The sequence below is a fragment of the Streptomyces sp. NPDC006384 genome, from assembly GCF_042870695.1.
Classification (GTDB): domain Bacteria; phylum Actinomycetota; class Actinomycetes; order Streptomycetales; family Streptomycetaceae; genus Streptomyces.
In genome coordinates this window covers 68517-94218 of record NZ_JBIAHR010000017.1, presented here as the reverse complement: position 1 = coordinate 94218, position 25702 = coordinate 68517, and the positions used below count along the sequence as shown (strand labels likewise).

At 72.2% G+C, this 25702-nt stretch carries 24 protein-coding genes; 8 read left to right on the top strand and 16 right to left on the bottom strand.

The features are described 5' to 3' along the window. Positions 1–101 precede the first annotated feature (101 nt). From ACFYOJ_RS23315 to ACFYOJ_RS23285, 7 genes are all read right to left on the bottom strand, one after another. On the bottom strand, positions 102–560 hold the full coding sequence (locus ACFYOJ_RS23315; RefSeq protein WP_356553664.1) for a hypothetical protein: 459 nt from the start codon (positions 558–560) through the stop codon (positions 102–104). 127 nt (positions 561–687) lie between these two features. Further along, on the bottom strand, positions 688–2115 hold the full coding sequence (locus ACFYOJ_RS23310) for an FAD-dependent oxidoreductase (protein WP_356553666.1): 1428 nt from the start codon (positions 2113–2115) through the stop codon (positions 688–690). A 39-nt stretch (positions 2116–2154) separates the two neighbouring features. Further along, positions 2155–2964: an ABC transporter permease gene (locus ACFYOJ_RS23305; protein WP_356553668.1), complete on the bottom strand. Its 810-nt coding sequence runs from the start codon at positions 2962–2964 to the stop codon at positions 2155–2157. Then, positions 2965–3894, bottom strand: coding sequence for an ABC transporter permease (locus tag ACFYOJ_RS23300; RefSeq protein WP_356553670.1), 930 nt, complete (start codon positions 3892–3894; stop codon positions 2965–2967). Next, on the bottom strand, positions 3894–5060 hold the full coding sequence (locus ACFYOJ_RS23295) for an ABC transporter ATP-binding protein (RefSeq protein WP_356553803.1): 1167 nt from the start codon (positions 5058–5060) through the stop codon (positions 3894–3896). The genes ACFYOJ_RS23300 and ACFYOJ_RS23295 overlap by 1 nt, the downstream gene beginning before the upstream one ends. Positions 5061–5065: 5 nt before the next feature. Beyond that, positions 5066–6313 (bottom strand): spermidine/putrescine ABC transporter substrate-binding protein, encoded by a 1248-nt coding sequence (locus tag ACFYOJ_RS23290; RefSeq protein ID WP_356553672.1) that lies wholly within the window; start codon positions 6311–6313, stop codon positions 5066–5068. A 55-nt stretch (positions 6314–6368) separates the two neighbouring features. After that, complete coding sequence (locus ACFYOJ_RS23285) at positions 6369–7904, bottom strand: gamma-aminobutyraldehyde dehydrogenase (RefSeq protein ID WP_356553674.1); 1536 nt, start codon at positions 7902–7904, stop codon at positions 6369–6371. A gap of 179 nt (positions 7905–8083) precedes the next feature. Here ACFYOJ_RS23285 and ACFYOJ_RS23280 point away from each other — a divergent pair, with 179 nt between their 5' ends. Next, a complete protein-coding gene (locus tag ACFYOJ_RS23280) occupies positions 8084–8779 on the top strand; it encodes an NADAR family protein (protein WP_388597687.1) in 696 nt (231 codons plus the stop codon). A 131-nt stretch (positions 8780–8910) separates the two neighbouring features. Here ACFYOJ_RS23280 and ACFYOJ_RS23275 read toward each other — a convergent pair whose 3' ends face one another. After that, complete coding sequence (locus tag ACFYOJ_RS23275; RefSeq protein ID WP_356553678.1) at positions 8911–9360, bottom strand: DUF4190 domain-containing protein; 450 nt, start codon at positions 9358–9360, stop codon at positions 8911–8913. Positions 9361–9435: 75 nt separating this feature from the next. Beyond that, positions 9436–10158: a DUF4190 domain-containing protein gene (locus ACFYOJ_RS23270; protein WP_356553679.1), complete on the bottom strand. Its 723-nt coding sequence runs from the start codon at positions 10156–10158 to the stop codon at positions 9436–9438. Between the two features lie 156 nt (positions 10159–10314). Here ACFYOJ_RS23270 and ACFYOJ_RS23265 point away from each other — a divergent pair, with 156 nt between their 5' ends. Together ACFYOJ_RS23265 and ACFYOJ_RS23260 are read left to right on the top strand one after the other, a co-directional pair. Then, positions 10315–11376, top strand: coding sequence for an adenosine deaminase (locus ACFYOJ_RS23265; RefSeq protein WP_356553681.1), 1062 nt, complete (start codon positions 10315–10317; stop codon positions 11374–11376). Beyond that, positions 11376–12110 carry a glycerophosphodiester phosphodiesterase gene (locus ACFYOJ_RS23260; protein WP_356553683.1) on the top strand — a complete coding sequence of 245 codons (735 nt, stop codon included), beginning with the start codon at positions 11376–11378 and terminating at the stop codon, positions 12108–12110. The genes ACFYOJ_RS23265 and ACFYOJ_RS23260 overlap by 1 nt, the downstream gene beginning before the upstream one ends. Before the next feature lies 1 nt (position 12111). Here the strand turns inward: ACFYOJ_RS23260 and ACFYOJ_RS23255 are convergent, their stop codons facing one another. The 3 genes from ACFYOJ_RS23255 to ACFYOJ_RS23245 all read right to left on the bottom strand — a co-directional run bounded on the left by ACFYOJ_RS23255 (position 12112) and on the right by ACFYOJ_RS23245 (position 15856). Beyond that, on the bottom strand, positions 12112–13071 hold the full coding sequence (locus tag ACFYOJ_RS23255; protein WP_356553684.1) for a PmoA family protein: 960 nt from the start codon (positions 13069–13071) through the stop codon (positions 12112–12114). After that, on the bottom strand, positions 13068–14186 hold the full coding sequence (locus tag ACFYOJ_RS23250; RefSeq protein WP_356553685.1) for a Gfo/Idh/MocA family oxidoreductase: 1119 nt from the start codon (positions 14184–14186) through the stop codon (positions 13068–13070). The genes ACFYOJ_RS23255 and ACFYOJ_RS23250 overlap by 4 nt, the downstream gene beginning before the upstream one ends. A gap of 230 nt (positions 14187–14416) precedes the next feature. Continuing rightward, positions 14417–15856, bottom strand: a complete 1440-nt coding sequence (locus ACFYOJ_RS23245; protein WP_356553686.1) for a gamma-aminobutyraldehyde dehydrogenase — start codon at positions 15854–15856, stop codon at positions 14417–14419. 207 nt (positions 15857–16063) lie between these two features. On the opposite strand from ACFYOJ_RS23245, the gene ACFYOJ_RS23240 reads away from it, so the two are divergent. The 5 genes from ACFYOJ_RS23240 to ACFYOJ_RS23220 all read left to right on the top strand — a co-directional run bounded on the left by ACFYOJ_RS23240 (position 16064) and on the right by ACFYOJ_RS23220 (position 20938). After that, positions 16064–16579 carry an Lrp/AsnC family transcriptional regulator gene (locus ACFYOJ_RS23240; RefSeq protein ID WP_356553688.1) on the top strand — a complete coding sequence of 172 codons (516 nt, stop codon included), beginning with the start codon at positions 16064–16066 and terminating at the stop codon, positions 16577–16579. A gap of 2 nt (positions 16580–16581) precedes the next feature. Further along, positions 16582–17955, top strand: a complete 1374-nt coding sequence (locus ACFYOJ_RS23235; protein WP_356553689.1) for an aspartate aminotransferase family protein — start codon at positions 16582–16584, stop codon at positions 17953–17955. A 235-nt stretch (positions 17956–18190) separates the two neighbouring features. Then, positions 18191–18958 carry an ATP-binding cassette domain-containing protein gene (locus ACFYOJ_RS23230; protein WP_356553691.1) on the top strand — a complete coding sequence of 256 codons (768 nt, stop codon included), beginning with the start codon at positions 18191–18193 and terminating at the stop codon, positions 18956–18958. Next, positions 18940–20388, top strand: coding sequence for a hypothetical protein (locus ACFYOJ_RS23225; RefSeq protein WP_356553693.1), 1449 nt, complete (start codon positions 18940–18942; stop codon positions 20386–20388). Before ACFYOJ_RS23230 ends, ACFYOJ_RS23225 begins: the two co-directional genes overlap by 19 nt. Before the next feature lie 142 nt (positions 20389–20530). Next, positions 20531–20938: a VOC family protein gene (locus ACFYOJ_RS23220; protein WP_356553695.1), complete on the top strand. Its 408-nt coding sequence runs from the start codon at positions 20531–20533 to the stop codon at positions 20936–20938. A gap of 72 nt (positions 20939–21010) precedes the next feature. Here the strand turns inward: ACFYOJ_RS23220 and ACFYOJ_RS23215 are convergent, their stop codons facing one another. The 4 genes from ACFYOJ_RS23215 to ACFYOJ_RS23200 form a co-directional block, all read right to left on the bottom strand. Continuing rightward, positions 21011–21847: a maleylpyruvate isomerase family mycothiol-dependent enzyme gene (locus tag ACFYOJ_RS23215; protein WP_356553697.1), complete on the bottom strand. Its 837-nt coding sequence runs from the start codon at positions 21845–21847 to the stop codon at positions 21011–21013. 24 nt (positions 21848–21871) lie between these two features. Further along, positions 21872–22891, bottom strand: coding sequence for an ABC transporter ATP-binding protein (locus ACFYOJ_RS23210; RefSeq protein ID WP_356553699.1), 1020 nt, complete (start codon positions 22889–22891; stop codon positions 21872–21874). Between the two features lie 2 nt (positions 22892–22893). Then, complete coding sequence (locus tag ACFYOJ_RS23205) at positions 22894–24492, bottom strand: iron ABC transporter permease (protein WP_356553805.1); 1599 nt, start codon at positions 24490–24492, stop codon at positions 22894–22896. A 77-nt stretch (positions 24493–24569) separates the two neighbouring features. Next, positions 24570–25655 carry a thiamine ABC transporter substrate-binding protein gene (locus ACFYOJ_RS23200; RefSeq protein WP_356553700.1) on the bottom strand — a complete coding sequence of 362 codons (1086 nt, stop codon included), beginning with the start codon at positions 25653–25655 and terminating at the stop codon, positions 24570–24572. Positions 25656–25702: the final 47 nt, after the last annotated feature.

Genomic DNA, 25702 nt, shown 5'->3' with positions numbered 1-25702 from the left:
GCCGGGGCGGGGCCGGCCCGGGTCCGAAGCCGGTCCGGGCCGAGGCCGTTCCAGGGCCGGAGCCCTCCCGGGCCCGTGCGGCGGTCAGCCTTCCGCGCGGTTCACCGCCCGTCCTCCCCCGCGGCGAGATCCGCCGCCGCCTCGTGCATCGCCAGTTCGAGGAGGGCCGGATCGGTGAGGGTGCCGGACCCGTCGGGCGGGACCAGCCAGCGGATCCCGCCGGCCGCCGTGCGCTCCGGGTGGGGTACGACGATCCAGGTGCCCGGACCGGCCGTGCGGACCCCTGTGCCCAGCCAGCGGGCCGCGGTGCCGGGCGGGACGAGGAAGCCCGTGTGCGCGTCCCCGAAGCCGGCGAGGACCGGGCCGGGCTGGTCCAGGACGCGAAAGAGCACGTCGAGGGTCGGACAGCCGAGCCTGCTCGGCAGGATGAGCACGTCCCACGCCTTGCCGGCGGGCAGCAGCACGACCGCCCGGGGGTTGCGCCGCCACTCCCGCCGGCACGACTCGGGATCCGGTGCGACGGATGCCAGCCACCCGACCGCCGTCTTCGCACCAGGCATGTGAGACCTCCCTTTCACTCGTCGACGCGGGGTGCGTCACGAGGGAGAGGGAGGTCTTTGTGAGGCATTACGCGGGTCGCCCCGCCTCGTTGGAGTGAACCGGGTCACACCACAGGAGCCGTCGGGGTCAGCTGTCGAAGCCCAGCCCCAGCCTGTCCATGGTCCGCAGCCACAGGTTGCGCCGGCCGCCGTGCGCGTCCGCGCGGGCCAGCGACCACTTGGTGAGCGCGATGCCGGCCCAGGCGAAGGGCTCGGGCGGGAACGGCAGCGGCTTCCTGCGGACCATCTCCAGGGCGGTGCGCTCGGTGCGCTCCCCCGCCAGCAGGTCGAGCATCACCTCGGCCCCGAACCGGGTGGCGCCGACCCCGAGCCCCGTGTACCCGGCCGTGTAGGCCACCCGGCCCCGGTGCGCGGTGCCGAAGAACGCCGAGAAGCGGGAGCAGGTGTCGATCGCGCCGCCCCAGGCGTGGGTGAAGCGGACGCCCTCCAGCTGCGGGAAGCAGGTGAAGAAGTGCCCGGCGAGCTTGGCGTACGTCTCCGGGCGGTGGTCGTACTCGGCGCGCACCCGGCCGCCGTAGGGGTAGACCGCGTCGTAGCCGCCCCACAGGATCCGGTCGTCGGCGGTGAGCCGGAAGTAGTGGAACTGGTTGGCGCTGTCCGCCAGGCCCTGCCGGTTCCGCCAGCCGATCGAGGCGAGCCGGCCGCCGGTGAGCGGCTCGGTCATCAGGGCGTAGTCGTAGACCGGGACGGTGTAGGAGCGGGCCCGTCTGACCAGGTTCGGGAAGACGTTGGTGCCCAGCGCGACCGTGCGGGCGCGGACCCCGCCGTACGGGGTGCGTACGGCCATGCCGGCGCCGTGGGGCCGCAGGGTGAGCGCCGGGGTGTGCTCGTAGACGCGGACGCCGAGGCCGAGGCAGGCCCGCTTGAGCCCCCAGGCGAGCCTGGCCGGGTTGACCAGGGCCACGCCCCGGCGGTCGTACAGGCCGGCCCGGAAGGTCGGCGAGTCGACCTGTGCCCGCACGGCCTCGGTGTCCAGGTACTCGACGTCGTCGGCGAGGCCCTCGGCGCGGATCCGTCCGTACCACTCCTCGAGTTCCGCGACCTGGTAGGGCTCGGTGGCGATGTCGATCTCGCCGGTGCGCGTGAAGTCGCAGTCGAGGGAGTAGCGGGCGACGGCCGCCTCGATGGCGTCGAGGTTGCGGGCGCCCAGCTCCTCCAGCCGGTGGATCTCGTCCGGCCAGCGGGTGAGGCCGTTGGACAGGCCGTGGGTGAGGGAGGCGGCGCAGAAGCCGCCGTTGCGGCCGGAGGCGGCCCAGCCCGTCTCGCGGCCCTCCAGCAGCACCACGTCCCGGCCGGGGTCGCGCTCCTTGGCGATCAGCGCCGTCCACAGTCCGCTGTAGCCGCCGCCGACGACCAGCAGGTCGCAGGTCTCGGCGCCGGTGAGGGCGGGCTCGGGGCGGGGGCGGGCGGGGTCGTCCAGCCAGTACGGGACGGGCCGGGCGTCGGAGAGGGATGTCGTCCAGTCGTTGCTGCGGCTCATGGCGCTCGGGGCCATGATCTCAACTCCCTAGGGAAGGCAGGCGTGTCGGCGCGGTCACGCGTGGTGGCGGTGGCGACGGCCGCGGCGGTTGCCGACGACCGTGGAGAACAGGACGAACAGCACGGCGATCACGAACATGGCCGTACCGATCACGTTGATCTGCACGGGCGTTCCGCGCTGCGCCGATCCCCAGACGAACATCGGGAACGTGACGGTGGAGCCGGCGTTGAAGTTGGTGATGATGAAGTCGTCGAAGGAGAGCGCGAAGGCGAGCAGCGCGCCGGCGGCGATGCCGGGGGCGGCGATGGGCAGGGTGACGCGGACGAAGGTCTGGAAGGGCCCGGCGTACAGGTCCTGCGCCGCCTGTTCCAGCCGCGGGTCCATCGACATCACGCGCGCCTTCACCGCCGTCACGACGAAGCTGAGGCAGAACATGACGTGGGCGATCAGGATCGTCCAGAAGCCCAGCGGGGTGCCCATGTTGAGGAACAGGGTGAGCAGCGAGGCGGCCATCACCACCTCGGGCATCGCCATCGGCAGGAAGATCAGCGAGTTGACCGCGCCGCGCGCCCGGAAGCGGTAGCGGACGAGCGCGAAGGCGATCGCCGTGCCGAGAACGGTGGCGCCCAGCGTCGCCCACAGGGCGATCTGGAGGCTGAGCGAGAGGGAGCCGCACAGCCCGGAGACGCCGCAGGGGTCCTTCCAGGCGTCCGTGGAGAACCGCTGCCACTCGTAGTTGAAGCGCCCGTTCGGTTTGTTGAACGAGAACACCGTGACGATGACGTTGGGCAGCAGGAGATAGGCGAGCGTCAGCAGTCCGGCGATGACGACCAGATTGCGCTTGAGCCAGTTGACGAAAGGCATTCAGACCAGATCCTCCGTGCCGGACCTGCGGATGTAGACGACGACCATGGCGAGGATCACCGCCATGAGGAGGAAGGAGAGCGCCGCCGCCGTCGGGTAGTCCAGCACCCGCAGGAACTGCGCCTGGATCACGTTGCCGATCATTCCGGTGTCGGCGGAGCCCAGCAGGGAGGCGTTGACGTAGTCGCCGGTGGCCGGGATGAAGGTGAGCAGGGTGCCGGAGACGACGCCGGGCATCGACAGCGGGAAGGTGACCTCGCGGAAGACGGTGGACGGCTTGGCGTACAGGTCGCCCGCCGCCTCGTGCAGCCGGCCGTCGATGCGCTCCAGCGACGTGTACAGCGGCAGGATCATGAACGGCAGGAAGTTGTACGTCAGGCCGCACACCACCGCGAGCGGTGTGGCCAGCACCCGGTCGCCGGAGGTCCAGTCGAGCCAGCCGGTGACGTCCAGGACGTGCAGCGTGTTCAGGACGTCGACGACCGGGCTGCCGTCGGCGAGGATCGTCTTCCAGGCCAGGGTGCGGATCAGGAAGCTGGTGAAGAACGGCGCGACCACCAGGATCATGATCAGGTTGCGCCAGCGGCCCGCCCGGAAGGCGATCAGGTAGGCGAGCGGGTAGCCGAGCAGCAGGCACAGCACGGTCGCGGAGGCGGCGTAGGCGACCGAGCGCAGGAACTGCGGCCAGTACTCGGACAGGGCGTCCCAGTAGGTGGCGAAGTGCCAGGTGACCTGGTAGCCCTCCTCCAGGGAGCCGGTCTGCACGGAGGTGGAGGCCTGGTAGACCATCGGCGCGGCGAAGAAGACGAGCAGCCACAGGATGCCGGGCAGCAGCAGCCAGTACGGCGTCCAGCGGCCCCTCCTGCGCGGGGGTCTCCCCGTCGGTGCGACCGGGGTGAGCGGTGGTGGCGCCTCGGTGAGGGTGGACATCAGGCGGCCTCGCCCTCGGTGACTCCGGCGTCGATGTCCTGGTCGGCGTCGAGGCCGAAGGTGTGCGCCGGGTTCCAGTGCAGGACGACCTCGGCGCCGGGGGCGAGGCGGGCGTCGCGGTCGATGTTCTGGGCGTAGACCTCGAACTCGGGGCAGGCCGCGCAGTCGACCACGTACTGGGTGGAGACGCCGATGAAACTGGTGTTGCTGATCTTGCCGGTGATGCGGTTGCGGCCCTCGGGGACGGAGCCGGCCTCGTCGGCGTGGGTGATGCTGATCTTCTCGGGGCGCACGCCGACCAGGACCTTGCCGCCCGCCCGGGCCGGCGCGGAACAGCGGGCGCCGGGCAGGACCAGCTTGCCGCCGGCCGCCTTCACCACGACGTCGTCGCCGTCGGCGGAGACGACCTCGGCCTCGATGAGGTTGGAGGTGCCGAGGAAGTTGGCGACGAAGGTGGTGCGCGGGTTCTCGTACAGGTCGGCGGGGGCGCCCAGTTGCTCGACGCGTCCGGCGTTCATCACCGCGACCTGGTCGGCCATGGTCATGGCCTCCTCCTGGTCGTGGGTGACGTGCACGAAGGTGATGCCGACCTCGGTCTGGATGCGCTTGAGCTCCAGCTGCATCTGGCGGCGCAGCTTGAGGTCGAGGGCGCCGAGCGGTTCGTCCAGGAGCAGCACCCGGGGGTGGTTGATCAGTGCGCGGGCGACGGCGACGCGCTGCTGCTGGCCGCCGGAGAGCTGGTGCGGCTTCTTGCGGGCCTGCTCGCCGAGCTGGACGAGGTCGAGCATCTCCCCGACCTGCTTCTTGACGCTCTTGATGCCGCGCCGGCGCAGGCCGAAGGCGACGTTCTCGAAGATGTCCAGGTGCGGGAAGAGGGCGTAGGACTGGAAGACCGTGTTCACGGGCCGTTTGTAGGGCGGGAGCGCGGTCACGTCCTGGTCGCCGAGGTGGACGGTGCCGCTGCTGGGCTCCTCCAGGCCGGCGATCATGCGCAGGGTGGTGGTCTTGCCGCAGCCGGAGGCGCCGAGCAGGGCGAAGAAGGAGCCCTGGGGCACGGTCAGGTCGAGCGGGTGCACGGCGGTGAAGGAGCCGTAGGTCTTGCTGATGCCGGTCAGGCGGACGTCGCCGCCGCGGTCCGCCGCGTCTGTCGTCTTCGTCGTGTTCATCGTCGTCACGCCCCCGTGAGCTTCGCGAACTTCTCTTCGTAGGCCGTCTCTTCCTTCGCGCTCAGTGAGCGGAAGGACCGGGAGAGGGCCTGCATGGCCTTGTCGGGAATGATCAGCGGGTTGTTCGCCGCTTCCTCGTCGATCTTCGCGAGCTCGTCCTTCACCCCGTCCACGGGACAGACGAAGTTGATGTAGGCGGCGAGCTGCGCGGCCGGACCCGGCTCGTAGTAGTAGTCGATGAGCCGTTCGGCGTTCGTCTTGTGCCTCGCCCTGTTGGGGATCAGCATGGCGTCGCTCGACGTGAGGTAGCCGCTGTCCGGGATGATGAAGTCGATGTCCGGGCTGTCCGCCTTGAGCTGGACGACGTCCCCGGCCCAGGCCAGGCAGGCCGCGAAGTCGCCCTTGGTCAGGTCGGAGGTGTAGTCGTTGCCGGTGAAGCGGCGTATCTGGCCGCTGTCGACGCCCTTCTGGAGGCGGGCGATCGCCGCGTCGTAGTCGTCGTCGGTGAAGCGGGCCGGGTCCTTGCCCATGTCGAGGAGCGTCATGCCGACGGAGTCGCGCATCTCGGTGAGGAAGCCGACGCGCCCCTTGAGCTTCGGGTTGTCGAGCAGGTCGGAGACCGTCCTCACCTCGACGCCGTCCAGCGCCTTCTTGTTGTAGGCGATGACGGTCGAGATGCCCTGCCAGGGGTAGGAGTAGGCGCGGCCCGGGTCCCAGTCCGGGTTGCGGAACTGCGGCGACAGGTTGGTGAAGGCGTGCGGCAGGCGGGACGGGTCCAGTTTCTGCACCCAGCCGAGGCGGATCAGCCGGGCGGCCAGCCAGTCGGTGAGCACGATGATGTCGCGGCCCGTCTCCTGGCCCGCGGCGAGCTGCGGCTGGATCTTGCCGAAGAACTCGCTGTTGTCGTTGATGTCCTCGGTGTACTTGACCTTGATGCCGGTGCGCGCGGTGAACGCGTCCAGTGTCGGGTGCCGCTTGCCGCTCTCGTCGACGTCCATGTACTCGGTCCAGTTGGAGAAGGAGATCTCCTTCTCCTTCTCGGACCGGTCCTCGGAGGAGACGCCGCCCTCGGTCTTGCCGGCCGGGGGGATGCCGCAGGCGCCCAGCGTCCCGAGTCCGCCGGCCGCGAGCACGCCGCCCGCGGAGGCGCGCAGCAGTGAACGACGGGTGAGGGCGGCCCTGCCATTGGTGAAACTGCGCCGCATGGCGGCCACTTGGGCCGGGGACAGGCGGTCGGGCTCGTACTGCTCCATGCGCGTGGTTGCCCTTTCGGGTGGGTCGGCCGTGGTCGGCGGCCTGGCGTGACGGCTATCGGTCCCCGAAGACGGTGCGGTGCCAGTCCTTGCGGACCACCGCGGTGTTGTCGTACATGACGTGCTTGACCTGTGTGTACTCCTCGAAGGAGTAGGCGGACATGTCCTTGCCGAAGCCGGACGCCTTGTATCCGCCGTGGGGCATCTCGCTGATGATCGGGATGTGGTCGTTGACCCATACGCAGCCCGCCTCGATCTCGCGGGTGGCGCGGTTCGCCCGGTACACGTCCCGGCTCCAGACGGAGGCGGCGAGCCCGTACGGGGTGTCGTTGGCCAGCCGGATGCCCTCGTCGTCGGTGTCGAAGGGCAGCACGGCCAGGACCGGCCCGAAGATCTCGCACCGGACCACCTCGCTGTCCTGCGCGGCGCCGGCGATGAGGGTGGGCCGGTAGTAGGCGCCCTTCTTCAGGTCGCCCTGCGGGGCCTCGCCGCCGGTCACCACGCGCGCGTAGGAGCGTGCCCGGTCGACGAAGCCGGCGACGCGGTCACGGTGCACGTGGCTGACCAGCGGGCCGAGGTCGGTGTCCGGGGCGAAGGGGTCGCCGACGCGGACGGTGTCCATGAGGGCGGCGGTCCTCTCCACGAACGCCTCGTACAGCGGCCGTTGCACATAGGCGCGGGTGGCGGCCGTGCAGTCCTGGCCGGTGTTGATGAGCGCGCCCGCGACCGCGCCGTTCACGGCGGCGTCCAGGTCGGCGTCGTCGAGGACGAGGAAGGGTGCCTTGCCGCCGAGCTCCAGGTGGAGGCGCTTGACGGTGGCGGTGGCGACCTCGGCGACGCGCCTGCCGACGGCGGTGGAGCCGGTGAACGAGGTCATCGCGACGTCCGGGTGGCCGACGAGGTGCTCGCCCGCCTCCCGCCCCGTGCCGGTGACGATGTTGACGACGCCGTCGGGTATGCCGGCCTCGGTGGCCGCCTGCGCGAACATCAGGGAGGTGAGCGGGGTGATCTCGGCGGGCTTGAGCACGATGGTGTTGCCCGCGGCGATCGCCGGGAGGATCTTCCAGGCGGCCATCTGGAGCGGGTAGTTCCAGGGCGCGACGGAACCGACGACGCCGATCGGCTCGCGTCGCACGTAGGAGGTGTGGTCGCCGGAGTACTCCCCCGCCGACTGGCCCTGCAGATGCCGGGCGGCGCCGGCGAAGAAGGCCGCGTTGTCCACCGTGCCCGGCACGTCGAACTCGCGGGTCAGCTTCAGCGGCTTCCCGCACTGCAGGGACTCGGCGCGGGCGAAGTCCTCGGCGCGGTCGGCGAGTACGGCGGCGAAACGGTGCAGGGCGTCGGAACGCTCGCCCGGGGTGGCGCCGGCCCAGCCGGGGAAGGCCTCCCGCGCGGCGGCGACGGCCGCGTCGACGTCGTCGGGGCCGGCCAGTTCGTAGGTGAGGACGTCCTCGCCGGTCGCCGGGTCGACGACGGTGTGGGTGCGTCCGGAGGTGCCCTTGATCAGGCGGCCCGCGATGTACTGGGCCCCGTCCGCGAAGCGGTCCTGGGCCGGGAATCGGTCCGGGGTGGCGTTGCCCGGGTTGTGCATGTCGGCTCTCCTCGGTCTCCCCAGGAACGGGGGCCGGTGTGGCTCGGGCTCGATGTGAGTGCCGATCCTGACAGAGCACCCGACCACCAACAAGTGATTCCGTTGTTGCCATTTGGTTACGCGACGGAATCTGTCGACCAGGTGTCGAGCGACAGCGGAAAAGGCCGGACGCAGTGTCCGTGGCGCGTGCCAGACTCGCGTGCATGCGAAGGAACACAGGGGCGCCGGAAGGGACCGCGGGGGACGTGAAGGGGGACGCGGGGGACGCGGGGATCGTCTACAGCAGGGAAGCACTGCTCGGACACATCCGGTCGGGCGTGAGAGTCGAGTACCTGTGCTTCTGGGGGCACCGGCCGCTGCCGGACGGCCGGATCGGACCGGGCTGTCTGAGCCAGTGGTGGCCGTCGCCGTTCACCGTGGACGGGGTGGAGTACGCGACCGCGGAGCACTGGATGATGGCCGGCAAGGCGCGGCTCTTCGAGGACGCGGAGGCGGAGCGGCGGGTGCTGGCCGCGGGACATCCGGCGGAGGCGAAGAAGGCGGGCCGGCTGGTGCGCGGCTTCGACGAGGCGGTGTGGGAGCGGGAGCGGTTCGGGATCGTCGTCGAGGGCAGCGTCCACAAGTTCGCCTCGGACCCGGCGCTGCGTGAGTTTCTGCTGAACACCGGCGAGCGAAGCGAGACGGGGGTCCCCCCGGCCGGAGGCTGGGGGAGGATTCTCGTGGAGGCGAGCCCGGTGGACCGGGTGTGGGGCATCGGCCTGGCGGCGGACGACGAGGCGGCGACGGACCCGGAGCGGTGGCGCGGCGCGAACCTGCTGGGCTTCGCGCTGATGACGGCGCGGGAGCGGCTGCGGGGAGCGGCCGAGGCGCGGTAGGACGGCTGTCGCCGTCGGCCGGAGCGACGGCCGGGGCTCGGAGGACGGCTGAAGGGGGCGGCCGTGCGGCCGCCCCCTTCCCGGTCACCGGTCCGGTCCCGTGAGGACCGGACGCGCACGACGCCCAGGTCTCAGGAGACGCTCATGAGGCTCGCGAAGGCGACGAAGCCGAGCACCGGCAGGACCACCGTGGCCACGATGCCGAGCACCAGACCGGCGGTCCCGGCGCCCTTGTTGGTGGCCTCGCCCCGGTTGGCCTTGCCCCGGCCGATCGCGCCGAAGATGATCGCGAGGATGCCGAGGACGACGCCGAAGAACCACAGGAAGAAGGTCAGGCTGCACACCACGCCGATGATGCCCAGCACCAGTCCCGTGGTGCCCATGCCGTTGCTCGGCTGCATCGGCATGCCGTAACCGGGCGCCTGCGGGTAGCCCACCGACGGTGCGGCCGGGTAGGACTGCTGCTGGCCCGGGTAGCCGTACCCGGGAGCGGACTGCGGGTACGCGTACCCGCCCGCCGGCGGCTGGCTCAGCTGCGGCGGTTCCCCGAACCCGTTGGGGCCGGGATTGGTCTGCGACATGAACTGATCTCCCCTCGTTGGCGGTTGTCATCGTAGAGGAGCCCCCACGCACAGGAGCCCGGCGAGAGGGGGGGATCAGCGCTCCGCGGCCACGGACGTCGCCACCGGGCGCGCGGAGCCGTAGTACGGGTCCTCGTAGCCGGACTCCTCGTTGAACGCGGCGGTGATCCCGACGGCGAGCAGGACGATCACGGCGACGCCCAGGACGATGCCGATGATGCCCATGACGAAACCGGCCTGCGCCTGCCCGTGGTTGTTGGCCTCGCCGCGTTCGGCCTTCCGGCGTCCCTTGACGCCGAAGACCACGGCGAGGACGCCGAGCACCAGGGAGACGACGCCGTACATGCAGAACAGGGCGCAGGCGAGGATGCCCAGCACCATCGCCGCGGTGCCCATGCCGTTCTGCGGTGCCGTCTGGCCGCCGGACCAGCCGTATCCCTGGGGGTAGCCGGGGTAGCCGGGGTAGCCCGGGTAGCCGGGGTAGCCCGGGTAGCCGTAGTCGCCCTGGACGCCCGGACCGCCCGGCGCGACCGGAGGCGGCGGCACGGCGGACTCGGGCGGCGGGAAGCCGGCCGCGGGCATCGAGGTGACCGTGGCCTGGTCGTGCACGGAGGGCGGCTGCTGCCCAGGGATCCGGTCGGAGGGCGGCTGCTGCTGCCCGGGGATCCCGCCGGCGGGCTGCTGCGGCTGACCCGCGTCCGCCCGGGGCGTCTTGTCCAGGGACGGCCCGCCCTCGGGCGGGGCCCAGGGGTCGTAACCGCCGCCGGAATCCCCTCCGGGCCGTGGTGCGTCCGTCATGTCGTGTCCCCCTGGGTCGATCGTGCCCGCCATGGTACGTTCTCCGGCCTCCCGGAGTACGACCGGCCTACGATGATCTCCGGACCACCGATCAGCCGATCATCCGCGTCCCGCCGCACCCGCCGGTGCCGGGCGCCGTTCCCGGGGAGGAACCCCTTGACCGAGCACCTCGTCGACCCCGCCGTCCCGCGCGATCTGCACGCCTTCATCGCCGGACTGCCCAAGGCCGAACTGCACGTCCACCACGTCGGCTCCGCCTCCCCGCGCATCGTCTCGGAACTGGCCGCCCGTCACCCCGACTCCAAGGTCCCCACCGACCCCGAGGCCCTGGCCGACTACTTCACCTTCACGGACTTCGCGCACTTCATCGACGTGTACCTGTCCGTCGTCGACCTGATCCGCACCCCGGAGGACGTACGGCTGCTGACGTACGAGGTGGCCCGCGACATGGCCCGCCAGCAGGTGCGTTACGCCGAGCTGACCGTCACCCCCTTCTCCTCCACGCGGCGCGGCATCGACGAACGCGCCTTCATGGACGCCATCGAGGACGCCCGCAAGGCGGCCGAGGCCGAGTTCGGGACCGTGCTGCGCTGGTGCTTCGACATCCCCGGCGAGGCCGGACTGGAGTCGGCCGAGGAGACGACGCGGCTCGCCACCGACGACCGGCTGCGCCCCGAGGGCCTGGTCTCCTTCGGCCTCGGCGGCCCCGAGATCGGCGTGCCGCGGCCGCAGTTCAAGCCGTACTTCGACCGGGCGATCGCCGCCGGCCTGCACTCGGTGCCGCACGCCGGCGAGACCACCGGCCCGCAGACGGTGTGGGACGCCCTCACCGATCTGCGCGCCGAGCGCATCGGACACGGCACCAGCTCCGCCCAGGACCCGAAGCTGCTGGCGTATCTCGCCGAGCACCGGATCCCGCTGGAGGTGTGCCCGACCTCCAACATCGCCACCCGCGCGGTGCGCACCCTGGACGAGCACCCGATCAAGGAGTTCGCGCGCGCCGGGGTGCTGGTGACGATCAACTCCGACGACCCGCCGATGTTCGGCACCGACCTCGACAACGAGTACGCCGTCGCCGCCCGGCTCCTCGGCCTCGACGAACGGGGTGTCGCCGAACTGGCGAAGAACGCGGTCGAGGCGTCCTTCCTCGACGGACCGGGCAAGGCCCGGCTGCGGGACGAGATCGACACGTACACGACCGCCTGGCTCGCCTCCTGATGGCCGCCGCCGTGCGCGAGGTGACCGCCGTGGGCCACCGCGGCGACCCGTACCGCTGCCGGGAGAACACCCTCGACTCGCTGCGCTCCGCCCTGGACCGCGGCGCGGACGCGGTCGAGGTCGACGTACGCCTCACCCGGGACGGCGTCCCCGTGCTCCTGCACGACGAGACGCTGAAGCGGCTGTGGGGGCGGGACCGGCCGCTGCGCTCGCTGACGGCGCGGGAGGTGGAGGAGCTGTCTGGGGGCGGGGTGCCGACGCTCGTGGCGGCGCTGGCCGCGACCGACGGCAGCCGCGTGATGCTGGACCTGCCGGGCGGCCCCGGCGAACAGGCCGTGCGCCGGGTGGTGGAGACCGTGCGCGAGTGCGGCGCCGGCGACCGCGTGTACTACTGCGCGGGCGCCGCCGCCATGCTCACCGTGCGCGCCGTCGACCCGGCCGCCGAGATCGCGCTGACCCGGACGACGGCCGCGCCGCCGAGGCCCGCCCTGCTGGCGGCGCTCCGGCCGCGGTGGCTCAACTACCGGTTCCCGCTGGTGGACCGGGCGCTGGCCGACCGCGTCCACCGCGACGGATATCTGCTGTCCGCGTGGACGCCCGACACCCGGCGCTCCATGCGCAGGCTCCTCGCCCTGGGCGTCGACTCGGTCACCACCAACCGCGTCGACGTCCTGCACGCCCTGCGCACCGCGGGAGCTCAGGGGGCGCCGGGGCCGGGGCCTCAAGTCACCTGACTCACCACGGCAGTTCCGCGAGGCGGGAGGCGACCCGGTCGCGGTCCCAGGCGCCGTCGGCGACGACGATCCGGTACCGGTAGCGGAAGGTCTCGCCGGCGCCGAGGGCGAACTCCTCGAAGAACGCCCAGGAGAACGCCACGGTCGGGACCGGCTCCGAACGCACGAACCAGTGCGAGGCGTTGACGGCGTGCTCGTTCTCGGGGGCGTGCGCGAAGACCAGCGTCGAGTGCGCGTCGACCTCGTCGTGCTCGGCGGTGAACGCGAGCCACGGACCCCGCGTTCCCATCAGCTCGCCGCCCGAGAGACCGGGGCGCGGGCCGAAGACCGTGCCGCCCGTGAAGTCTCGGGGGCCGCGCCACTGCAGTCCGGTGTAGCCGGCCATCTCGCGGCCCGCCGTGGTCGGTGAGCCGAAGCGCAGCGGCTCACCGTCGGCGCGGGTGTTCGTCAGCCCGATCGACCAGTCGACGGCGTACGAACCGGATCCGGGGTCCACGGAGTGCACCCGCACACCGCGTCTCTCGCGGGCCCACTCGGTGCCGCCGTTCTCGGTCCAGGTCAGCGACTCGGTGAAGGACAGCTCGCCGCCCGTGACGTCCACGGCGTCGAACGCGTCGTGCCGCATGGAGCCGACGCGTCCGGGCAGCCGGAGGTAACCCTCGCCGTGCACATAGCTGTTGCCGCCCCAGAAGTTCTGCCCGGACAGGTGACTGGCGGTCATCTGCAGGCCCTTGTGCCAGCGGTGGTCGTTCGGCCGGTAGCCGGAGACCAGGTTGCCGGACAGGGTGCGCAGCGGATGGACGTAGGGTTTGGGCGCCTCGAAGGGGTCCGGGTCCGGCCGGTAGACGTACGAGAACAGGTCCGTGCCGGTGGCCGTGGCGCGCACGGTGATGCGCTCGCCGTGGACGTGGGTGACCTCGAGGGCCCTGGAGGTCATGGGGGACTCGGGGGCATCGCTCATCGCTTCGGGCTCCAGTCCGGGTGGCCGCCGTGCATCGCGGTGTAGAACGGGTCGCCGGGGCCGATCTCGCCCGCCAGGACCGTGCCGCCGGTGAAGGCCGCCTTGTACAGCGCGGCGGCGAACTCCAGCGTGGTGCGGGCCTCGGCGCCGCTGCCGGGCGGACGGGTGCCGGCGTCGTACGCGTCGAGCAGCGCGGCCAGCTGCGCGGTGTGCGAGCTGGGCACGTCGGCGGCGGGCGCGGGCGGCTCGGGCGCGCCGGGGGCCGGGGTGTAGCGCCAGTCGTCGTTGCCGTGCCCGTACAGGTGCGTGAGCTCGACCGTGGCCCTCTCGCAGTCGATGCGGACACGGCTCGTCTCGTCGGGCGAGAGCACGGAGTTGACGACCGTGGCGAGGGCGCCGTTCCCGAAACGCACGAGCGCGGTGGAGACGTCCTCGCTCTCGGTGTCGTGCACCAGGCGGGCCGCCATCGCCCGGATCTCGGTCCACTCGCCGAGCAGGTGCAGCATCAGGTCGAACTGGTGGATGCCGTGGCCCATCACCGGTCCGCCGCCCTCGGTGGCCCACCGGCCGCGCCAGGGCACCGCGTAGTACGCGGCGTCCCGGTACCAGGTGGTCTGGCAGTGGGCGACCAGCGGGCGGCCGAGCGTGCCCGCGCCGAGCAGTTCGCGGGCGTGCACCGCGCCGGAGCCGTAGCGGTGCTGGAAGACGACCGACGCGTACGCGCCGCTCGCCTCCTCGGCGGCCGCGATCTCGTCGTACTCGGCGAGGGAGAGCGTCAGCGGTTTCTCGCACAGCACCCAGGCGCCGGCCTTCAGGGCGGCGACGGTCTGCTCGCGGTGGAACACCGGCGGCGTCCCGATGAGGACGAGGTCCGGCCGCGCCCGGTCGAGCATCTCGGTGAGGCCGGTGTGCCCGGTGACGCCGGGGAAACCGGCCTCGGCGGCCCTTACGCGGAAGGCGTCGAGACGCCCGGCGTCCACGTCCACGGCCGCGACGAGCTCGACGCGCTCGCTCAGGGCGGCGAGGGCCTCGAGGTGACTGCCGGTGACGATGGCGCCGGTGCCGACGACGGCGGCACGGAGGCGGGGGGCCGGGGCGGGCGAAGGGGATGGCATGCGGCGGGTCCTCGGTGGGATGGCGGCGGGAAAGAGGCTAGAAAGCGCTTTCTCACTTTCCCCGTGACCCTAGGCGGGAGGCGGGCTCCGGACAAGGGCCCGTAACAGCCCCGGCCCGAACGGAACACCCCGGAGCGGAACGCCCCGCGGACAGCAGAACGGCCCCGGACGTCACCTCCCGTCCGGGGCCGTACGGCGGACGCGTCACGCGTCCGGTGGTGTCACGGGTGTCACGCGTCCAGCGACGTCATCACGTGCTTGATCCGCGTGTAGTCCTCGAAGCCGTAGCCCGACAGGTCCTTGCCGTAGCCGGACTTCTTGAAGCCGCCGTGCGGCATCTCGGCAACCAGCGGGATGTGGGTGTTGATCCACACGCAGCCGAAGTCGAGCTTCTTCGACATCCGCATGGCGCGGCCGTGGTCCTTGGTCCACACCGAGGAGGCCAGCGCGTAGTCGACGCCGTTGGCCCACTCCACGGCCTGGTCCTCGTCGCGGAAGGACTGGACGGTGATGACCGGGCCGAAGACCTCGTTCTGGATGATCTCGTCGTCCTGCCTGAGGCCCGAGACGACGGTGGGGGCGTAGAAGTAGCCCTTGTCGCCGACCCGGTGGCCGCCGGCCTCGACCTTGGCGTGGGCGGGCAGCCGCTCGATGAACCCGGAGACCTGCTTGAGCTGGTTCGGGTTGTTGAGCGGGCCGTACATGACGTCCTCGTCGTCCGGCATGCCGGTCTTGATCTCGGACGCGGCCTTCGCGAGCGCGCTCACGAACTCGTCGTGGATCGACTCGTGGACCAGCACGCGGGTGGCGGCGGTGCAGTCCTGGCCGGCGTTGAAGTAGCCCGCCTCCGCGATGCCCTCGACGGCCTTGGGGATGTCGGTGTCCTCGAAGACCACGACCGGCGCCTTGCCGCCCAGCTCCAGGTGGACGCGCTTGAGGTCCTTGGAGGCGGACTCGGCGACCGACATGCCGGCCCGCACCGAGCCGGTGATGGAGGCCATCGCCGGGGTCTCGTGCTCGACCATCAGGCGGCCGGTGTCGCGGTCGCCGCAGACGACGTTGAAGACGCCCCTGGGCACGATCGAGCCGATGATCTCGGCCATCAGGACCGTGGAGGCGGGGGTGGTGTCCGAGGGCTTCAGGACGACCGTGTTGCCCGCGGCGAGCGCCGGGGCGAACTTCCACACGGCCATCATCATCGGGTAGTTCCACGGCGCGACCTGCGCGCAGACGCCGATCGGCTCGCGGCGGATCATGGAGGTCAGGCCCTCCATGTACTCGCCGGCCGAGCGGCCCTCCAGCATCCGGGCCGCACCCGCGAAGAAGCGGATCTGGTCGACCATCGGCGGGATCTCGTCGGAGCGGGTCAGCCCGATGGGCTTGCCCGTGTTCTCCACCTCCGCCGCGATCAGTTCCTCGGCCCGCTCCTCGAACGCGTCCGCGATCTTGAGGAGGGCCTTCTGCCGCTCGGCCGGGGTCGTGTCGCGCCAGGCCGGGAAGGCCGCCGCGGCGGCCGCCATGGCGGCGTCGACGTCCGCCTGCCCGGACAGGGGGGCGGTCGCGTAGGCCTCGCCCGTCGCGGGGTTGACCACCTCGGTGGTCCGTCCGTCGGCGGCGTCCCGGAACTCACCGTCGATGTAGTTGCGCAGACGACGCAGCTCGGTGCTCACAGCCGGCCCTCCAAGTTCGGTGTCTACTTCGGATCTGTCAGCGCCGGGACCCCGGGGAGCCGGGTGTCCGAACACTGAGACACCACCCTAGACGCAGAGCCGACGTTTTCAACACCCCTGCTCCCCTCGGGATTGCGAAATCCGCAGACTGAAGAGTTCCAGACAACGGATTTCATCGATCTCGCCTTGCAAAACTGTCGATACGTCGTGCACAGTGAAGTCGTGGCCAGTCGAAGCGCAGACCCCAGGGACTCCCGCGAGTCCAGGAACGGCGGACCCCAGTTGGACGCCGTCTCCCTCGCCATCATCGAACAGCTCCAGGAGGACGGCCGCCGTCCGTACGCCGCGATCGGCAAGGCCGTCGGCCTGTCCGAGGCGGCCGTGCGCCAGCGCGTCCAGAAGCTGCTCGACCAGGGCGTGATGCAGATCGTCGCCGTGACGGACCCGCTCACCGTGGGCTTCCGCCGGCAGGCGATGGTCGGCGTCAACGTCGAGGGCGACGTGGAGTCCGTCGCCGACGCGCTGGCGGCCATGCCCGAATGCGAGTACGTGGTGATGACCGCGGGCTCCTTCGACCTGATGGTGGAGGTCGTCTGCGAGGACGACGACCACCTCCTGGGGGTCATCAACCGTCGCATCCGGGCCGTACCCGGAGTGCGCTCCACCGAGAGCTTCGTCTACCTCAAGCTCAAGAAGCAGACCTACATGTGGGGAACCCGATAATCGTGAGTACCGACAGCCCCAAGGACCTCAGCAGGACCGCCTACGACCACCTGTGGATGCACTTCACCCGCATGTCGTCGTACGAGAACGCCCCCGTCCCCACCATCGTCCGCGGTGAGGGCACCCACATCTACGACGACAAGGGCAAGCGCTACCTCGACGGCCTCGCCGGCCTGTTCGTGGTCCAGGCCGGACACGGCCGCACGGAGCTCGCCGAGGCCGCCGCGAAGCAGGCGCAGGAGCTCGCCTTCTTCCCGGTGTGGTCCTACGCCCACCCGAAGGCCGTCGAGCTGGCCGAGCGCCTGGCGAACGAGGCCCCCGGCGACCTCAACAAGGTCTTCTTCACCACCGGTGGCGGCGAGGCGGTCGAGACCGCCTGGAAGCTCGCCAAGCAGTACTTCAAGCTGATCGGCAAGCCGACCAAGTACAAGGTCATCTCCCGCGCGGTCGCCTACCACGGCACCCCGCAGGGCGCCCTGTCGATCACCGGCCTGCCGGCCCTGAAGGCCCCCTTCGAGCCGCTCGTCCCGGGCGCGCACAAGGTGCCGAACACCAACATCTACCGCGCCCCGATGTTCGGCGACGACCCGGAGGCCTTCGGCCGCTGGGCCGCCGACCAGATCGAGCAGCAGATCCTCTTCGAGGGCCCGGACACCGTCGCGGCCGTCTTCCTGGAGCCCGTGCAGAACGCCGGCGGCTGCTTCCCGCCCCCGCCCGGCTACTTCCAGCGCGTGCGCGAGATCTGCGACCAGTACGACGTGCTGCTCGTCTCGGACGAGGTCATCTGCGCCTTCGGCCGCCTCGGCACGACCTTCGCCTGCGACAAGTTCGGCTACGTCCCGGACATGATCACCTGCGCCAAGGGCATGACCTCGGGCTACTCCCCGATCGGCGCCTGCATCGTCTCCGACCGCCTGGCCGAGCCGTTCTACAAGGGTGACAACACCTTCCTGCACGGCTACACCTTCGGCGGCCACCCGGTCTCCGCCGCGGTCGGCCTCGCCAACCTCGACCTGTTCGAGCGCGAGGGCCTCAACCAGCACGTCCTCGACAACGAGGGCAACTTCCGCGCCACCCTGGAGAAGCTGCTCGACCTGCCGATCGTCGGCGACGTCCGCGGCAACGGCTTCTTCTACGGCATCGAGCTGGTCAAGGACAAGAACACCAAGGAGTCGTTCAACGACGAGGAGACCGAGCGCGTCCTGTACGGCTTCCTCTCCAAGGCGCTCTTCGACAACGGCCTGTACTGCCGTGCCGACGACCGCGGCGACCCGGTCATCCAGCTCGCCCCGCCGCTGATCTCCAACCAGGAGACCTTCGACGAGATCGAGCAGATCCTGCGCGCCACGCTGACGGAGGCGTGGACGAAGCTCTGATCCCGCGGCGCCGCACCCCGGCGCGCGCACCACGGAGCTCCGGTCATCCTTACGGATGATCATCACCGGCCCCGGCGCCGACCGTTCGAGTGAGAAACGGCGGCCCGGGGCCGCGTGCTGTCCGGCCCCCGACCGGCCGCTGCCTACGGTGCCTCGTGACCGATCGGCCCCGCCTTCGTTCACCCGGACGGAGGACGTGACGGGGAAACACGGATCAGAACCGAGGTGTACGCCCATGGAGGCTCGGCCGGACAACGACGTGCTCTGGGCCCGCGCCCTGCACTTCCAGCACCAGGACGGCTCGCCCGCCCTGCAGGGCGTCTCGCTCGGCGTCCGGGAGGGCGAGATCCTCGCCGTCGGCGGCCCGCGCGGCAGCGGCAAGACGACCCTGCTGCGCTGCCTGTCCGGTCTGGTCCGGCCGCAGGACGGCGAGGTGTGGTTCAACAGCGTGCCCGTGCACACCATGGGCCCGCTCGGCCGGGAACGGCTGCGCCGCGACCGGTTCGCCTGGATCGACCCCTCCCCCGTCCTCGTCCCGGAACTCAACGTCTGGGAGAACACCGCCCTGCCCCTGATGCTGCGCGGCACCGGCCGGCGCCGGGCCAGGACGGCGGCGACCGAGTGGCTGGAGCGCCTCGACGTCGGCGACGTCTCCCGCCGGCGCCCGCACGAACTCCAGCAGGCCGAGAGGCAGCGCGTCTGCATCGCCCGCGCGCTCGCGGTCGCCCCCTCGGTGCTCTTCGCCGACGAGCCGACGGCCCCCCTGCACCGCGCCGACCGCGCCCATGTGCTGCGCACGCTGACCACGGCGGCCCGCTCGCACGGCATCACCGTCGTGCTCGCCACGCACGACGCGCAGACCGCCGCCCTCGCGGACCGCACCGTGTCCCTGCTCGACGGGCGTCGGGTGCGGACCGTGCACCTGCCGCCGGTGGCCGAGACCACGGTGGCCTCCGGCGGCCCCGCGACGGAAGGCCGGGCGGCGTGCTCGCTCTCCGTCTGACCCGTCGCGCCCGGCTCGCCGTCCAGCTGCGCCGCCTGCTGGTGACGGCCGCTTCGGCGGGCACGGGTTTCCTGCTGCTGTGCGCCCTCGGCCACGCGATGGGCCACCCTCACGCGCCCGGCGCCTCCGCGCTCCGGCTGGCCTGGTGCGCGGCCCCGCTCGCCGCCACCGTGTACTTCGCCGTCGCCGTGGCCCGCACCGACCCGGGCACCCGGCCCCGGCCCGGTCTGTCGGCCGTCGGCCTCGGCCCCGGCCGGCTGATGGCCGTCTCCGCGACGACCACGGCCCTGGCCGCGGCACTCGGCTCGCTGGCGGCCCTGCTCGCCTTCCTCCGCCTGCGCGGCGACCTGTCCGGCGGGCCCGTCGACGGCGCCGTGGCCGACTCCCTCGCCGTCGGCCTGTCCCTCCCCTACCCGGCGGCCGTCACCCTGCTGACGCTGGTCCCGGCGACCGCGTCCGCCGCGGTGGCCCTGACCCTGCGGCCCCGCGAGACACGTACGACCGCCACCGGCACCCGCCGCTACGGCCGCTTCGGCGCGTACGCCTGGGGCGCGGCCCGCGAGACCTTCGGCGCCTACGGCCGCTACGGTGCCCGCCGGGCCCCCGGCCCCGCCGCCGCGACTCCCGCCGGCTCGCCCGGCGTGTGCGGCGCGGAACTCGTCGACGCCCACGCCGCGGAGCCCGCGAGCCGCCGTACCGCCGAGGCGACGGCGGGCGCCGGCGCTTCCTCCTCCGGGGGCGGCGCCCCGCTCGTCCCGGCGGGCGGATCCCGTCCCCCGTCCGCCGCGGTGGACGTCCCCCCGCCCGCACCGGGCACCCCGGACTCCGCAGGCCCCCCGGCCGCCCCGTCCCGCCGGGGCACCACCACCCTCCCCTGGGGCATCACCGTCCTGGCCGCAGGCCTCACCGTGGAGACCTACGCCGGTGACACGGCCGCCTCCGCCCCCTCCGCCGGCGTCCTCCTCGGCCTCGCCCTGACCGCCCTGGGCCTCGCCCTGGCCGGCCCCGGCCTCACCCACCTGTGCGGCCGCCTCCTGCAGGCCGTCCGCCCCGGCGCCCTGCGCCTCCTCGCCGGCCGCGTCCTGATGGCCGAGTCGGACCGTGTCGGCCGCCCCCTGGGCGTGGTCTGCGCCGTCGCGTCCGCGGCCTACGCGGTGGCGACGCTGTACGACACGGACGGACCGTTCCCCGGCCCCCTGGGCACCCTCGGCGCCGCGGTCGTCGCGGGCTGCGCCGTGGCCACCCTGCTCACCGCGGCCGTCGAGGCCAGGCAGAACCGCGCCGACACCACCGCCGCGCTGCTGCGGCTGGGCGCGCCCGCGTCGACGCTGCGTGCCGCCGCCGCGGTGCGGGCCGGCGCGCTGCTGGTCCTCTTCGGCCCGCTGACCCTGCTCGTCGCGGCGCTGGCCGCGCTGCCCCTGGCCCGCTGAGGAACGCTGCCGAAGAACGTCCCGGAAAAAATCTCCCGTCCGCCGATGACTTCCGCCCGCCTCTCCCGTCTGATCCAGCGAACGGCACCACAACGGCACCACAACGGCACGACAGCGCACCGCGATGACGGGAGAGGCCCCCATGTACCAGCAGATGATCTTCGTGAACCTGGCCACCGACGACCTCGACGCCTCGAAGAAGTTCTTCACCGGCCTCGGTTACGAGATCAACGCCCAGTTCAGCGACGACACCACCGCGTCGATCCCGCTCAGCGACACCATCGTCGTGATGGTGCACACGCCGGAGAAGTACCGCCAGTTCACGAAGAAGGAGATCGTGGACTCGACGAAGTCCAGCGAGGTGCTGATCGCGCTGAGCGCGGAGAGCCGCGAGAAGGTCGACGAGATGATCGACAAGGCGGTCGCGGCCGGCGGCTCGGTCTCCGGCGAGACCCAGGACCACGGCTTCATGTACGGCCGCGCCTTCGACGACGTCGACGGCCACACCTTCGAGGTCGTCTGGATGGACCCGGCGGCCGTCCAGGGCTGAACCGCCGGTGACCGCGCGTGCGGTGGCCCGTCCCCGGCCGGCGGAAGGCCGGGGGGCGGGCCGCCGGCCGGGTCAGCCGAAGGAGGCCCGCTCCAGCCAGAAGTCCAGCAGCTCGCGCTCGCCGAGCACCTCCAGCCCGGGGGCGTCCGGCGGCAGCCTGCGGTAGAAGGCGAGCAGGACGTCCGTCAGGGGCCCCCGCAGGACGACGTCGGCCTTCTCGTGTCCGCGGCGCCAGGTGACGCCGTCCTCGCCGAGCTCGATCAGCCTCCCCCAGCCTTCGGCCGGAGGGACCCCCGTCTCGCTCCGCTCGGCGTTCAGCCCCGGGTCGGCGTCGGTGGCGTGCAGGAGGATGCTGCGGCCGGGGCCACGCAGCTCGGTCGCCCGGGGGAGCGCGCCGGTCCGCTGCACGAACTGCACGATCTCCAGCCACTCGTCGATCGCGTCGGCGGCCACGTCCGGCGCGACGCGGTAGGGCTGTCCGGCGGTGAGCACGGCGTCCGCGCGGTGGACGGTGATCTCGTGCGTCATCCGGCGGGCCCAGAAACCGGTGTCGTGCCGCTCGCCCCACGACCAGACCTTCGCGTCCGGGCCGGCCTCGCGCAGCGCACCGACGAGGGCGGCGGCCGACTCCGCCAGCCAGGCGTCCAGCGCGGCGGCGTCACCCCGGGCTTCCGGTCCCTCGACGCCGGGGACCTCCTCGTCGGGGATGTTCTCCTTCGCCCGGGTGCGTACCAGCAGCTCCACCCAGCGCAGGGCGCCGCCCGTGTGCCGGACCAACTCCTCCAGGGACCAGTCCGGGCAGGTCGGGACGGTGGCGGCGAGGTCGGCGCCGGAGGTCACCAGCTCCCTCAACTCGCCTGCCTGGCGGGCGATTTCCTCGCAATAGCGCTCGTACGTCAGTGATGTCATACGCCGCATCCTAGGAGCGGGCGATCAACCGAGCACCACGATTTCCTCCCCGTCGAACTCCACCCCGACCACGTCCCCGACCTCGGGTGCGTCCCGCAGCGCGCACGCCGCCTCCAGGCGCGGCGCGTCCCCGGGCTGCAGCTGGACGGCGACGTGGGTGCCGCGGAAGGTACGGGCGGCGACCGTGCAGCGCAGTCCGGCGTCGGCGGGGACGAGCCGGACCCCGGCGGGCCGCACCAGCACGGTCCGCGTCCCCTGGGGGGCGTCCTCGGGGACCGGCACCTTGCCCCAGGGGGTGACCGCGGCCTGTCCGGTGACGCTCGCCTCGGTCACGTTGTCGAAGCCGAGGAAGCGGGCGACGAAGGCGTCCGCCGGCCGCTGCCAGACCTGGAGCGGCGTCCCCTCCTGGGCGATCCGCCCGTCCCGCATCACCACCACCCGGTCGGCGAGCGCGAAGGCCTCCGACTGGTCGTGCGTCACGGCGAGCACGGTGGTGCCCAACAGGCCGAACAGCTCGCGCAGTTCCACCACCAGCCGCTCCCGCAGCGAGCGGTCGAGCTGGCCGAGCGGCTCGTCCAGCATCAGCAGCCGGGGCCGGGGGGCGAGGGCGCGGGCCAGCGCCACCCGCTGCTGCTCACCGCCGGAGAGCGCGGCGACGGACCGGCGGCCGGCCCCCGGCAGCCCCACCAGCTCCAGCAGCTCCCGTACGTCCTCCTGCTGCCGGGCCCGCGACGCCCCGCGCATCCGCGGTCCGAAGGCGATGTTCCCGGCCACGTCCCGCTGCGGGAACAGCTGATGGTCCTGGAACATCAGCCCGACCTCGCGCCGGTGCGCGGGCACCCCGGACTGGTCGCGTCCGTCGAGCTCCACCCGCCCGGCGTCCAGCGGCTGGAGGCCGGCGACCGCGCGCAGCAGCGTCGACTTCCCGCTGCCGCTGGGCCCCAGCACGCACACGACCTCGTGCTCGGCGACGTCCAGGTCGACGGCGTCGAGCACGGCCCGACCGCCGAAGCGGACGGTCGCGTCCCGCAGACTCAGCAGCATCCTCAGAACTCCCCGCTCCGGTCGGTCCGCAGCCGCTCCAGCACCACCAGGGCCACGGCGCACACCACCATCAGAATCGTCGACAGGGCCATCGCCTGCCCGTAGTTCATGTCACCGGGCCGCCCCAGCAGCCGCGCCACGGCGACCGGCAGCGTCGGGTTGTCGGGCCGGGCGATGAACACGGTCGCCCCGAACTCCCCGAGCGACACCGCGAAGGCGAACCCGGCGGCGACCAGCAGCGCCCGCCGCACCATCGGCAGATCGACCTCCCGCCACACCCGCCACGGCGACGCCCCGAGCACCGCCGCCGCCTCCCGCAGCCGTACGTCCACCGCCCGCAGCACCGGCAGCATGGTCCGTACGACGAAGGGGACGCCGACCAGCGCCTGGGCGAGCGGCACCAGGATCCAGGAGGACCTGAGGTCCAGCGGGGGCTCGTCCAGCGCGATCAGGAACCCGAAGCCGACCGTCACGGCGGACACGCCGAGCGGCAGCATCAGCAGCGCGTCGAAGCCGCGCACCAGGCGGCCCGCGTCGCGCCGGGCCAGCGCGGCCGCCGCCAGACCGCCGACGGCCACGGCGATGACGGTGGCGACGAGGGCGTACTGCAGGGAGTTGCCGACCGCGTGCACCGGCGGGACGAGGAAGGTGCCGCCGTCCTCCCGGGTCAGCGCCCGGTAGTAGCCGAGGCCGCCGCCGAACGACCGCTGCACCAGCACGGCGAGCGGCAGCACGACGAGGACGGCGACGGTGACGAGGACGCCCGCCAGCAGCGTCCACTGTCCGGCCCCGCGCGGCCGGCGCGCGGTGCGGGAGGCGTCCACCAGCCGCAGGGCGCTCTCGCGCCGCCGTACCGTCCAGGCGTGCACGGCGAGGACGGCGCAGACCGCGGCGAACTGGATCAGCGTCAGCACGGCGGCCGTGGACAGGTCGAAGATCTGCGAGGTCTGCCGGTAGATCTCCACCTCCAGGGTGGAGAAGGCGGGCCCGCCGAGGATCTGGACGACGCCGAAGGAGGTGAAGGTGAACAGGAACACCATCAGCGCGGCGGCGGCCACGGCGGGCGCGAGCGCCGGCAGGGTGACCCGCCGCCAGGCCCGCAGGGGGGAGGCGCCGAGCATCCGCGCCGCCTCCTCCTGGCGCGGGTCGAGCTGTGCCCACAGCCCGCCGACGGTGCGCACGACGACGGCGTAGTTGAAGAAGACGTGCGCGAGCAGGATGGCCCACACCGTGGTGTCCAGGCGTACGCCCCACAGCTCGTCGAGCAGCCCGCCGCGTCCGACGAGCGCCAGGAACGCCGTGCCCACCACGACCGTCGGCAGCACGAACGGCACGGTCACCACGGCCCGCAGCAGTTGCTTGCCGGGGAAGTCGAGGCGGGCGAAGACGTAGGCGCCGGGCAGGGCGACCAGCAGGGTGAGCGCGGTGGAGGCGAGGGCCTGCCAGGTGGTGAACCACAGCACGTGCCGGACGTCGGGCTGGGCCAGGACGTCCCAGACCCGTCCGAGCTGCCAGGTCCCGTCGGCCTTCAGTCCGCGCGCGACGATCGCGGCGACCGGGTAGGCGAAGAAGACCGCGAAGAACGCGACGGGGCCGGCCATCAGGGCGAGCCGCGCCGCGTTCCCGCGCCGCCGGGTGCCGGCGGCGCGGGCGGACCCGGCGGACTTGGTCACCTGGGTCACTTCAGGAGGAGCGAGGTCCACGACTTGACCCACCGGTCACGGTTGTCGGCGATCTTCTCCGGGGCCATGGTCCGCGGGTCCTCGGCCTGCGGCCCGTACTTCGCGAACTCCGGCGGGACCTGGGCTTCCTTTCGCACCGGGTACACGAACATGTTCAGCGGCATGTCCTCCTGGAACTCCTTGCTGATCAGGAAGTCCAGCAGCGCCTTGCCGCCCTCGGGGTTCTTCGCGTTGCTCAGCAGGCCCGCGTACTCGACCTGGCGGAAGCAGGTGCCGGCGGCGACGCCCGTGGGCGCGGTGTCCGGCTTCGGGTCGGCGTAGATGACCTCGGCGGGCGGCGAGGAGGCGTAGGAGACGACGAGCGGGCGGTCGCCCTTCGCCTTCCTGCCGCCGGCCGAGCCGGAGAACTCCTCGTTGTACGCCTGCTCCCAGCTGTCGACGACCTTGACGCCGTTGGCCTTCAGCTTCTTCCAGTAGTCCTGCCAGCCCTCGTCCCCGTACTCGGCGGCGGTGCCGAGCAGGAAACCGAGCCCGGGCGAGGAACTGCCGGCGTCCTCGGTGACCAGGAGGTTCTTGTACTCCGGCTTGGTCAGGTCGTCGAAGGAGTCGGGCGGGGTCAGCTTGTGCTCGCTGAAGTACGCCTTGTCGTAGTTGACGCAGATGTCCCCGGTGTCGACGGGCGTGACCCGGTGCTTGCCCTGGTCGGCCCGGTACTCGGGCAGGAGCGTGTCCGAGCCCTTGGGCTCGTACGGCTGGAACAGCCCGTTGTCGAGGGCCCGGGACAGCAGGGTGTTGTCGACGCCGAAGAAGACGTCGCCCTGCGGGTTGTCCTTGGTCAGGAGGGCCTTGTTGACGGCCTGCCCGGCGTCGCCGTCCTCCAGGACCCTGACCTTGTAGCCGGAGCTCTTCTCGAAGTCCGCGATGACCTTCTCGGACGCGGCCCACGAGTCGTGGCTGACGAGGGTCACGGTCTTCGAACCGGACCCGTCGCCGTCGCCGCCGGACGACGACCCGCAGGCGGTCAGCCCGCCGACGAGCCCGAGCCCGACGGCGAGGACACTGGCCTTCTTGGTGATGCTCACTGATTCCTCCTGGGTGACCAGGAGAAGACGCGGCCCTGCCCGGGACC